Genomic DNA, 9,887 nt, shown 5'->3' on the forward strand with positions numbered 1-9,887 from the left:
GGCGTCATCTCATTGAGAACTTCTTCGCCAAACTCAAGGAATTCAAACGGATCGCACTGCGTAGCGACAAAACAGACAGCTCATTCGCCGCCATGATCTATCTCGCCGCAGCCGTCATACGGTCACGTTGAATCTCAACAAGCCCTATAATAATATCAACTATATAGTATCATTGCAGGCCCCAAACTTCTCGCAGGGGCCTGGGGAGATCTTATCTCCCCAGCGGATGGGGTCTGGGGAAGGCAGAGCCTTCCCCAGTCTTTACCCCCTTGGGGAAGGCAGCGCCTTCCCCAGCCTGCCTCACCCTGCGCCCTCCTCAAAAAATCAGCTCCCCCACCGCGCCTTCATCCAGCGGCCAGATCGGCCGCCGCACATGCTGGTAGTCGATCAGCCGGTAGTCATCCCGCCGCAGCAGCCCGTCCGAGTGGATATGCACCACGCCTGCCAGGATCGGGTCGTAATGCGCCCGGAAATGGTTGCTGGATTTCAGCACCAGCAGTTTCCGCTGAGTGGGGTCGATGCCGACATGGGTGAACAGTTCCCGCCCCAGCGCCTGGGTGCGCGCGGAATTCAGCACCACGTCGATGCCGCCGATGCGGATGGCGGCCAGGTCGCCCAGCTCCGACTGGGTGGAGCCGTAGGTCTGGGTGGCATCCCGCGCGAGCCCCATGACCTTCACCACCGCGTCGATCGGGGTGCCGGAGGCAGGGCCCGTCTTGCCGCCGAAGCGCAGCGGGAATTCCGCCCCCAGCCCCGCGCCGAAACAGGTGCGCACCGCCACCGGGTCCCACAGCGGGCCCAGGGCGGCATTCTCCACGCCGCGCTCGATCAGCCGGCGCAGAATGGTGGTGTTGTCCGAGGAAGCGCCGCCGCCGGCATTGTCCGCGGCATCGGTGACCGCGATGGGCGCGCCGGGCATGGCGAGCGCCGCGTCGATGCCGTCATCCACCCCATGGAAGCGCGGGGTGGTAACACCGCGCAGCGCGGCGAATTCCTGGCCCAGCAGGCTCGCCACCCGGTCGGCGGCCGCCTTGTCGCCATCGGCCAGCACCAGCAGCCGCGCCCCCATCTCGGGCACATCGGCATAGGGGTAGCAATGGCCGATGGAAACCGAGAGGATGTTGTCCCGCCCCTCGAAGCCGGTGGCGCGGTCCACGAAGGCGCGCATCAGCGGGTGGGTGGTGGGGAAGCTGCCGATCTGCCGGCAGTCGAACACGGACATCACGGGCCTGATGCGCCCGGCCAGCGTGCCGAGCACGAAATCCAGCAGCTCATGGGCGCGCTCCACCGTGTCGGTGTGCGGGTATTCCTTGTACATCACGATGATGTCGGACAGCGCGACGCGCTTCAGCGTCAGGTGGCAATGCGGGTCCAGCTCCACCCCGATCACGCAACCGGGGCCGACCAGGGCGCGGGCGCGCTCCAGCAGGTCGCCTTCCACATCGTCATAACCGAAGGCGGCCATGGCGCCGTGCATGCCCAGGATCAGCGCGTCCAGAGGCAGGGCCCCGGCGATCTGGCCCAGGATCTCGTCGCGCATCGCCTCATAGTCGGCGCGGTTGGTGCGCCCGCCGGGGCTGGCGTGGAAGCAGCTGCCCTCGATCAAGGTGAAGCCGTCCCTCGCCGCGCGGTGCCGCGCCACCCACAGCTGAGCGGTGCATTGCTTGGGGCCGTCATCCGGGTGCTCGCCCGGGCCGTAGAGGACGGATTGGGCATAATCCTCCCGGCTGGTCGGCACCGGGGAGAAGGTGTTGGATTCCGTGCCGATCGAGGCGGTGAAGATGCGCATGCTCACGCCTTCCGCAGGTTATGGAACAGCGGGAAGCCGCCGAGGATGCCGCTGAGGTTGCGGCGATAGGCCGTCTCCTCGAAATACTGGCCGAGCGGCACATAGGGCACGTCGATCATCGCCTGGGCCTGCATCTCGCGGGCCACGCGCTGCTCCTCCGGCAGGGTGGTGGCGGCGAACCATTCGGCGCGCAGCGCCTCCAGCCGCGCGCTGGTCGGCCAGCCGGGGTTGCTGCGCTCACCCAGGCCGCGGGTGTTCTGGTGGCTGGCGGGGTTGTAGGCCTCCAGCCCCGCGATGTTGGTGAAATAGACGCTCCAGCCGCCCTGATCGACCGGGTCTTTCTTCAGGCGGCGCTGCACGATGGTGCCCCAATCGACGGTCTGCAGATCCACGTTGAAGCCGATGCGCCGCAGCAGGTCAGCGCCGACGATGGCCAGCGCGTTCAACTGCGGATAATCGCCCGCGCCCATCACCACCACGCGCTCCCCCCTGTAGCCGGCGGCGGCCAGTTCCCGGGCGGAGCGCGCGATGTCGCGCGGCGCGGTGATCGCCTCCAGCCCCGCTTCATTGGCCAGCGGCGTGCCGGGGGTGAAGATGCCCACCCGGTCGCGCCAGTTGGCCCGGTCCTCGCCCGCCACGGCGGTCAGGAAATCGGATTGCGCGACGGCGCGCAGCACCACCCGCCGGATCTCGGGGTTGTCGAACGGCGCCTGCAGCTGGTTGAACCGCATGATGGGCAGCGAGCCGTCCTGGTCCGTGCGGTTCAGCACCACGTTGCGGTTGCGGCGCAGGCTGGGCAGCAGGTCCACCAGCGGCTTTTCCAGCCAGTCCACCTCGCCATTGCCCAGCGCCCCGGCGGCGGTGGAGGCATCGGGGATCACGACCCATTCCACCCGGTCGACGAACACGCGCTTGGGGCCCGCGGTGCGGCTGGGCGTGCCGTCGGCGCGCGGCACATAGCCCGCGAATTTCTCATAGACCAGGCGGCTGCCGGGCACGTGCTCGGCGCGGTTGAAGCGGAAGGGGCCGCTGCCGATGATCTCGCTCACCATGCGGTCGGGGGGGCCATTGGCCAGGCGCTCCGGCATGATGGCGGGCATGTAGCTGGACGGCTTGCCGAGCGCCGCCGGCAGCAGGCCGAAGGGCCGCTTCAGTCGGAACTGCACGGTGCGGTCGTCCAGCGCCGACAGCTCATCGGTCGCCGCCCGCAGCTCCTGCCCGAAGGCATCGCGCCGCCACCAGCGTTGCAGGCTGGCCACCACATCGCGCGCCAGCACCGGCGTGCCGTCATGGAATTGCAGCCCCTCCCGCAGGGTCAGGCGCCAGCGCCTGCCGTCATCCTCCATGACATGGCCCGCCACCATCTGGGGCGAGACCTCGAACCCGTCATTGGTGCCGTAGAGCGTGTCATAGACCAGGAAGGCGTGGTTGCGCGTGACATAGGCGGTGGTGAAGCTGGGATCGAGCACGCCCACATCGGATTGCGGCACGAAGCGCACCACCTTGCTCTCCTGCGCCAGGGCCGGTGCGGCCATCAGGGCGGTGCCGCCCGCCAGAAGGGTACGACGGTTCATGCTGGGCTCTCCATCAGCAGGCGGGGATCGGTGAGGCGTCCGGCCACCGCGCTGGCGGCGACCGTGGCGGGGCTGGCGAGAAGAATGTCGGCGGCGCGGCTGCCCATGCGCCCGGGCGCGTTGCGCGAACCGGAGGAGACGCAGCGCTCCCCATCGCCCAGCAGCCCCATATGCAGCCCGGCGCAGGCGCCGCAGCCGGGCGGGGTCAGCACGCAGCCGGCCTCCAGCAGCGTGGCCAGCACGCCTTCCCGCAACGCGGCGGACTGCACGGCGCGGGAGGCCGGGGTGACGAGCATCCGCACCCCCGGCGCCAGGCGGCGGCCGGCCAGGATGGCCGCGGCCTCCCGCAGATCCTCGATGCGGCCATTGGTGCAGGTGCCCAGGAACGCCTGGTGGATCTCCGGCGCGCCGAAATCGGCGATCGGCGCCACCCGGCCCGGCAGGGCGGCCATGGGTTCCAGCGCCGAAAGGTCCAGCACGATCTCGCGCTCATACACCGCATCGGGGCTGACGCGCGGCCAGGCGCTGTCCGGCGGCACCAGCGCGGCCTTGGCGCCGAGTTCGACCGCCATGTTGCACAAGGTCATCCGCTGCGCGACGGACAGGGCGGCCACCGCGCCGCCCTGGAACTCCAGCGCGCGATAGGTGGCCCCGGCCGGCCCGACCAGCCGCAGCAGGGCCAGGCAGATATCCTTCGCCGCCACACCCGGCGCCAGCGCGCCCTCCAGCACCACGCGGATGGTGGTGGGCACGCGCAGCCAGATGCGGCCTGTGGCCCAGACATAGGCGGTCTCCGTCGCCCCCAGCCCCGTGCCGAAACAGCCGATGGCACCCAGCGTGGTGGTGTGGCTGTCGGCGTTGAAGGCCAGCTCCCCGGGGCGCACCAGCCCCTGCTCCACGCAGATCTGGTGGGAGATGCCCTCCCCCACCTCGAACAGGCGGGAGACGCCGTGCCGTTTCAGGAAGCGGCGGCCCTCGGCATGGGCGGTGGCGTGCTCCACCGTCTCGGCGGGGGCGAAATGGTCGTAGAACACCCCCAGCCGCTCGGGGTGCGGCAGGCGGGTGACGCCGGCGCGCTCCAGGTGGTGCATCAGCAGGGCGATGGTGTCGTCGGGGACGAAGCAGTGGTCCGGGGTGACCTCCGCCATGTCGCCCGCGCGCAAGGGGCGGCCGGCGGCGCGGGAGAGGATCTGTTCGGAGAGGGTGGTCATGCGGGCAGTCCCACCAGGGGGCGAAGCCCCTTGGCGGCCCTCATGCCCGCAGCCGGGCCAGCAGCCCGCCCCCCTGGATGATGCCGAGCAATTCCGGCGGCAGGGCCGGCACCGCCAGCCGTGCGCCCCCGGCCTCGATCCACCCTTCCGCCAGGTCGGCCGTCACGGGCGTGCCGCTGTCCAGCGCCGGCAGCCCTGCGCAGGCCAGGGCGGGCAGCCCGTTGTTGATGCAGTTGCGGAAGAACAGCCGCGAGAAGCCGCGCGCCACCACCAGCCGCACCCCGGCGCCAAGCAGGGCGGTCACCGCTTCCTCCCGCGCGCTGCCGCCGCCCAGGTTCTCGCCCGCCACCAGCACCGCGTGCCCGGCCAGCCGCGCGGGCCATTCGGGGCCGAGGCCCGACAGCGCATGCGCCGCCTGCCGCTCCGGCTGGGTGATGCCCATGTAGCGCGCGGGGTAAAGCAGATCGGCGTTGATATCGTCGCCCAGCACCAGGGCGCTGCCGGACACGCGCATCAGCCGCCACCCGGGCGATAGCGCGCATCCATGGCGGCCACCGCCTCCAGCCCGATCATCTCGTTGAACTCGGCGAAGCCGCTCATGCGGTCGGCCATGGCGGCGTAGGTGCCGGCGCGCCGCACCTCGGCGTACAGGTCGCCCAGGGCGCGGGTGACGGCGAAGACGACATCCGGGTTCTGCACGAAGCGATAGCCCATGGCCGCGATCTCCGCGGCGGGGGGCGTGGGGGAACGCCCGCCCAGCGCCCAGTTGAACACGGTGGGGCAGGCGAACAGGCGCGGCACCTCGGCCATCTGCTCCGGGGTTTCCAGCGCCTCGATGAAGATCATGTCCGCGCCGGCCTCCAGATAGGCCCGGGCGCGGTCCAGCGCATCGGCATAGCCGGTGACGGCCACGGCATCGGTGCGGGCCAGGATGGCGAAATCGGCATCCTGGCGCGTGTCCGCGGCGGCCTTGATCTTGGCCACCATCTCGGCCTTCGGCACCACCCGCTTGCCCGCCATATGGCCGCAACGCTTGGGGGAGACCTGGTCCTCGATCTGGACGCCCGCCACGCCCGCGCGTTCCAGCCCGCGCACCAGCCGGGCGACGTTCAGGTGGTTGCCATAGCCGTCATCGCCATCGGCCAGCAGCGGGATGGAAATGCGGTCCGCGATACGGGCGGCGGTCTCGACCATTTCCGTCAGGGTCAGATAGCCGACATCGGGCAGGCCGAGCCGGCCGGCCGCGACGCAATAGCCGCTCATATAGGCCACGGGCAGGCCGGCGCGTTCGGCCAGCACGGCCGACAGCGCGTCATACACCCCGGCCAGGGGGGTCAGGCCGGGGCCGGCCATCAGGCGGCGCAGGGCGGCGGGGCGGGAGGATTCTGTCGTCACCCCCGCATAGTGCACCAGTACGATTTCCTGACAATCCATCAATCATACTGGTTCAATTCCACGCACCGCCTCACCCCCCTGCCCTGCCGCATAGGAAAGCACCCCGCGATGCGATATGAGGCAGAGGCCCATCCATCGGAGAATCCGCCCCTTGCCCCGCCCGGCCACCCCGAAATTCCAGGCCCTGGTCGAGCATCTGGCCGAAGGCATCGCCAGCGGCCGTTGGCGCGAGGGCGAGCGCCTGCCGCCGCAGCGCGAACTCGCCACCCAGTTCGGCGTGACCATCGCCACCATGACCCGCGCGGTGGCCGAGGCCACGAAGCGCGGCCTGGTGGTCGCGCGCCCCGGCAGCGGCACCTATGTGCGCGGCGCCGAGACCGCCCCCGCCCCCCCCGCCGAGATCGACCTGCGGCTGAACAATGTGCCGATCGTGCCCGCCATCCGCGCCGCGCTGGCCGCCGCCATGGCGGAGCTGGGCCGGGAGGGCGAGCCGGAGCGGCTGTTCGGCTATCACCCCAGCACCGGCGCGCCGCGCCACCGCGCCATGGCCGCCCGCTGGCTGGCCGCGCGCGGCCTCAACACCCATGCCGATGCCGTGCTGCTGAGCCACGGCGCGCAGCACGGCCTCGCCGCCTGCCTGGCCGCCCTGGCCCGGCCCGGCGACACGGTGCTGTGCGAGGCCTGGACCTATGCCGGTTTCCACCGCCTAGCCGCCGAGGCCGGGCTGCGGCTGGTGGGTGTCGCGATGGACGCGGAGGGCATGCGCCCCGACGCGCTGGCCCGCGCGCTGGCCGAAACCCGCGCCACGCTGGTGCTGTGCAGCCCCGCCGTGCAGAACCCCACCACCGCGACCATGGGCCTGGACCGCCGCCGCGCCATCCTGGCCGCCTGCCGCGAGGCCGACGCCTTCATCCTGGAGGATGACGTCTGCGGCTATCTGGCCGGCGACCCGCTGCCGCCGCTGGCCGAGCTGGACCCGGAGCGCGCGATCTATATCACCGGCCTGTCCAAGGCGGTGGCGCCGGGCTTCCGCCTGGGGCTGCTGCGCCCGCCCGCGCGGCTGCGCGCGGCGATCGGCCAGGCGCTGGGCGTGCATCACTGGGTGGCGCCCAGCCTGTATGCCGAACTGCTCAGCCGGCTGGTCGAAAGCGGCGCCCAGGCCCAATGCCAAGCCGGCCACCGGGCGGAGGTGGCGCGCCGCCTGGCCCTGCTGGCGCCCGCGCTGGGCGCGGTGCCGCCGCTCGCCAGCTATCACCTGTGGCTGCCGGTGCCCGAACCCTGGCCGCTGGCCGATTTCATCGCGGCCCTGGAAGGGCGCGGGGTGCTGGTGCTGCCCGCCACCCATTTCGCGGTGCCGGGCGCGCCCGCGCCGCGCCATGCCCGCCTGTGCCTGGGCGCCGTGGAGCCCGAGGCGCTGACCCGCGCCGCCGGCATCATCGCGCCCCTGCTGCGCGAACGGCCCTGGGCGCAGCGGGCGATGGTCTAGTGTCTTGCATGCAAGGGGCCCTGGCACGGTACCTCGCCTTGACACGGCGCGCCCCCGCTCTGCATGCAAGATAAAAGGGCATTGGGACGGACATGAAAGACCTCGCGGAGCTTCTGGAACTCGGCGATGAGGAGAACCCTCCCTCCGAGCGCAAATTGCAGATCCTGACCGTGGCCTGCCGGCTGATCGCCACCCATGGCTTCGACGGTGCCTCGATGCGCGACATCGCGGAGGAGTGCGGCATCTCCAAGGCCACGCTCTATCACCATTTCCCGGACAAGAACGCGATCCTGCGGCTGGTCGCCATGGGCACCACCAAGTCGATCTTTCTGCACGTCTCGGCGCACGACAACCCGGCCCTGCCGCCGCTGGAGCGGCTGCGGGTGTTCGTGGTGGAAACCGCGCGCTTCTTCGAGCGCTTCCGCTGGGCGTGGCTGGCCAGCGCCGCCATGTTCTGGAACGACCCCCAGGTGCGCCGCCGCAAGCAGCGGCTGGAGTGGCGCGACAAATACGAATCCCTGCTGCGCGACATCCTGAAGGCCGCGGTGGATCAGGGCGAGATGCGCTCGGACCTGGACATCGCCCTGGCCGGGCGGCTGGTCAGCAGCGCCACCAATTGGCTGACGCGCTGGTACAGCCCCGGCGGCCCGCTGACCGCGGCCCAGATCGCGGAGCAGTTCCACGACATGCTGGTGAACGGCTTCCGCAAGCCATAGAGCGCGTTTCACCCAGGGTGAACGGCCTTGACGGGCCGGGCCCCTGGGCGAACACTCCGCCCATGGCCCCGCACACGCCCCGCCCGCTGCCGCCCAGCCTCTATGCCGAGACGGCCATCCCCGCCCCCGCCACCCCGCCGCTGCAGGCCGACACCCAGGCCGATGTCGCCATCGTGGGCGGCGGCTTCACCGGCCTGTCCACCGCGCTGCACCTGGCCGAACGCGGCATCTCCTGCATCGTGCTCGAAGCCAATGAGCCGGGCTGGGGCGCCTCCGGCCGCAATGGCGGGCAGGTGAACCCGGGGCTGAAATACCGCCCCGATGAGGTGGAGGCGCATTTCGGCCCCGATCTCGGCCGGCGCATGGTCGCCTTCAGCCACGCCGCCCCGGATTACGTGTTCGAACTGATCCGCCGCCACCAGATCCGCTGCGAGGCCCGCCAGGGCGGCACGCTGCGCGCCGCCCCCACCGAAACCACCGCCGAGGCGCTGCGCGCACTCGACCGCGCCTGCGCCGAGCGCGGCATGCCCACCCAATTGCTGGAAGGCACGGCCCTGGCCGCCGCCACCGGCACCGAACACTACAAGCTGGGTTTCCTGGACCCGCGCGGCGGGGACCTGAACCCGCTGGGCTATGCCCGCGGCCTGGCCCGCGCGGCGCTGGCGCTGGGCGCGCGCATCCATGGCGGCACAGCCGTAACCGCGCTGAAACAGGCCAGCGACGGCTGGCTGCTGCAAACCCCACGGGCCACGGTGCGCGCCGGCCAGGTGCTGCTGGCCACCAATGGCTATACCGACGCCCTGTGGCCCGGTCTGGAACAGAGCGTGGTGCCCGTCTTCAGCTCCATCCGCGCGACGGAGCCCCTGCCGCTGGATGTCGCGGCCGGCATCCTGCCGCTGCGCGGATCGGTGTTCGAAACCGGGCGCATCACCGTCTATTACCGCGTGGACCAGGACAACCGCCTGCTGATGGGCGGGCGCGGCCCGCAGCACGAACTGCGCGGGGCCGAAGGGCTCGACTATCTGGTGGCGCACACCGAAAAACTGTGGCCGCAGCTGAAAGGCGCCCGCTGGACCAAGGCCTGGAACGGCCGCGTCGCCATCACACCCGACCACTACCCGCATGTGCACGAGCTGGCGCCAAACCTGTACAGTTGCGTCGGCTACAACGGACGCGGCGTCGCCATGGCCAGCCAGATGGGCCGCATCCTGGCCGGCCGGCTGGCCGAAGGCGACAAGGCCGAATTCGACATGCCCTTCCTGCCCCTGAAACCCATCGCATTCCACCGCTTCTGGAAACTCGGCGTCTGGGCCGAGGTCTGGCGCGGACGGCTGCTGGACCGGTTGGGGATGTGAGGCGACGGGGCTTCGCCCCGGGCCCCACCAAGGGCTCTGCCCTTGGAACCCGCCAGGAGCCGAAAGGCCCCTGGACCCCATCAGTTTAAGTTGGAAGTTTGGGGAGGGGGGCACGGAGCGCCTTCCCGGCCAGACGGCCTGTCGGTGCCCCCTCCCCAAACTTCCAATAAATTGGGTTCCAAGGGCCTTTCGGCCTTTGGCGGGGGTGCCGGGCAGCGCCCCTGGCTGGGGGTCCGGGGGCTGTTCAGACTGGAGAGATGTTTGACAGGTGTACGGAGACATCCCTGACGGTTTTGAGATGGGGTGTTTCGTCCCTGAGGTCGAGTGTGGCGAGAGGAAATCGCGAGAAGAACACCTGCCA

General features: G+C 70.7%; 8 protein-coding genes and 1 pseudogene. 4 read left to right on the forward strand and 5 right to left on the reverse strand.

The features are described 5' to 3' along the window. Positions 1–131: pseudogene (locus GT007_RS22675) on the forward strand (IS5/IS1182 family transposase); the annotation flags it as partial. A 185-nt stretch (positions 132–316) separates the two neighbouring features. Here GT007_RS22675 and GT007_RS21720 read toward each other — a convergent pair. The 5 genes from GT007_RS21720 to GT007_RS21740 are packed head-to-tail and all read right to left on the reverse strand — an operon-like array spanning position 317 to position 6,008. After that, on the reverse strand, positions 317–1,789 hold the full coding sequence (locus GT007_RS21720; RefSeq protein ID WP_160123768.1) for a M81 family metallopeptidase: 1,473 nt from the start codon (positions 1,787–1,789) through the stop codon (positions 317–319). Between the two features lie 2 nt (positions 1,790–1,791). Next, the gene (locus tag GT007_RS21725; RefSeq protein ID WP_160123769.1) at positions 1,792–3,363 is read right to left on the reverse strand and encodes an ABC transporter substrate-binding protein; all 1,572 of its coding nucleotides are present in this window, start codon (positions 3,361–3,363) and stop codon (positions 1,792–1,794) included. Further along, positions 3,360–4,574 carry an aconitase/3-isopropylmalate dehydratase large subunit family protein gene (locus GT007_RS21730; protein WP_160123770.1) on the reverse strand — a complete coding sequence of 405 codons (1,215 nt, stop codon included), beginning with the start codon at positions 4,572–4,574 and terminating at the stop codon, positions 3,360–3,362. The genes GT007_RS21725 and GT007_RS21730 overlap by 4 nt, the downstream gene beginning before the upstream one ends. 40 nt (positions 4,575–4,614) lie before the next feature. Next, complete coding sequence (locus tag GT007_RS21735) at positions 4,615–5,082, reverse strand: LeuD/DmdB family oxidoreductase small subunit (protein WP_201452012.1); 468 nt, start codon at positions 5,080–5,082, stop codon at positions 4,615–4,617. 5 nt (positions 5,083–5,087) lie between these two features. Beyond that, positions 5,088–6,008, reverse strand: a complete 921-nt coding sequence (locus GT007_RS21740) for an isocitrate lyase/PEP mutase family protein (RefSeq protein ID WP_160123772.1) — start codon at positions 6,006–6,008, stop codon at positions 5,088–5,090. 112 nt (positions 6,009–6,120) lie between these two features. On the opposite strand from GT007_RS21740, the gene GT007_RS21745 reads away from it, so the two are divergent. The 3 genes from GT007_RS21745 to GT007_RS21755 all read left to right on the forward strand — a co-directional run bounded on the left by GT007_RS21745 (position 6,121) and on the right by GT007_RS21755 (position 9,526). Continuing rightward, positions 6,121–7,455: an aminotransferase-like domain-containing protein gene (locus GT007_RS21745; RefSeq protein ID WP_160123773.1), complete on the forward strand. Its 1,335-nt coding sequence runs from the start codon at positions 6,121–6,123 to the stop codon at positions 7,453–7,455. Positions 7,456–7,547: 92 nt separating this feature from the next. Continuing rightward, on the forward strand, positions 7,548–8,171 hold the full coding sequence (locus tag GT007_RS21750) for a TetR/AcrR family transcriptional regulator (protein ID WP_160123774.1): 624 nt from the start codon (positions 7,548–7,550) through the stop codon (positions 8,169–8,171). A 62-nt stretch (positions 8,172–8,233) separates the two neighbouring features. Next, positions 8,234–9,526: an NAD(P)/FAD-dependent oxidoreductase gene (locus GT007_RS21755; protein ID WP_160123775.1), complete on the forward strand. Its 1,293-nt coding sequence runs from the start codon at positions 8,234–8,236 to the stop codon at positions 9,524–9,526. The last annotated feature ends 361 nt before the right edge of the window (positions 9,527–9,887 follow it).

The sequence above is a fragment of the Rhodovarius lipocyclicus genome, from assembly GCF_009900765.1.
Taxonomy (GTDB): Bacteria; Pseudomonadota; Alphaproteobacteria; order Acetobacterales; family Acetobacteraceae; genus Rhodovarius; species Rhodovarius lipocyclicus.

What these genes read in the sequence shown, in the direction of transcription:
- GT007_RS21720 (WP_160123768.1), bottom strand. Translation starts at nt 1,789, where the DNA reads ATGCGCATCTTCACCGCCTCGATCGGCACGGAATCCAACACCTTCTCC.
- GT007_RS21725 (WP_160123769.1), bottom strand. Translation starts at nt 3,363, where the DNA reads ATGAACCGTCGTACCCTTCTGGCGGGCGGCACCGCCCTGATGGCCGCA.
- GT007_RS21740 (WP_160123772.1), bottom strand. Translation starts at nt 6,008, where the DNA reads ATGGATTGTCAGGAAATCGTACTGGTGCACTATGCGGGGGTGACGACA.
- GT007_RS21755 (WP_160123775.1), top strand. Translation starts at nt 8,234, where the DNA reads ATGGCCCCGCACACGCCCCGCCCGCTGCCGCCCAGCCTCTATGCCGAG.
- GT007_RS21730 (WP_160123770.1), bottom strand. Translation starts at nt 4,574, where the DNA reads ATGACCACCCTCTCCGAACAGATCCTCTCCCGCGCCGCCGGCCGCCCC.
- GT007_RS21750 (WP_160123774.1), top strand. Translation starts at nt 7,548, where the DNA reads ATGAAAGACCTCGCGGAGCTTCTGGAACTCGGCGATGAGGAGAACCCT.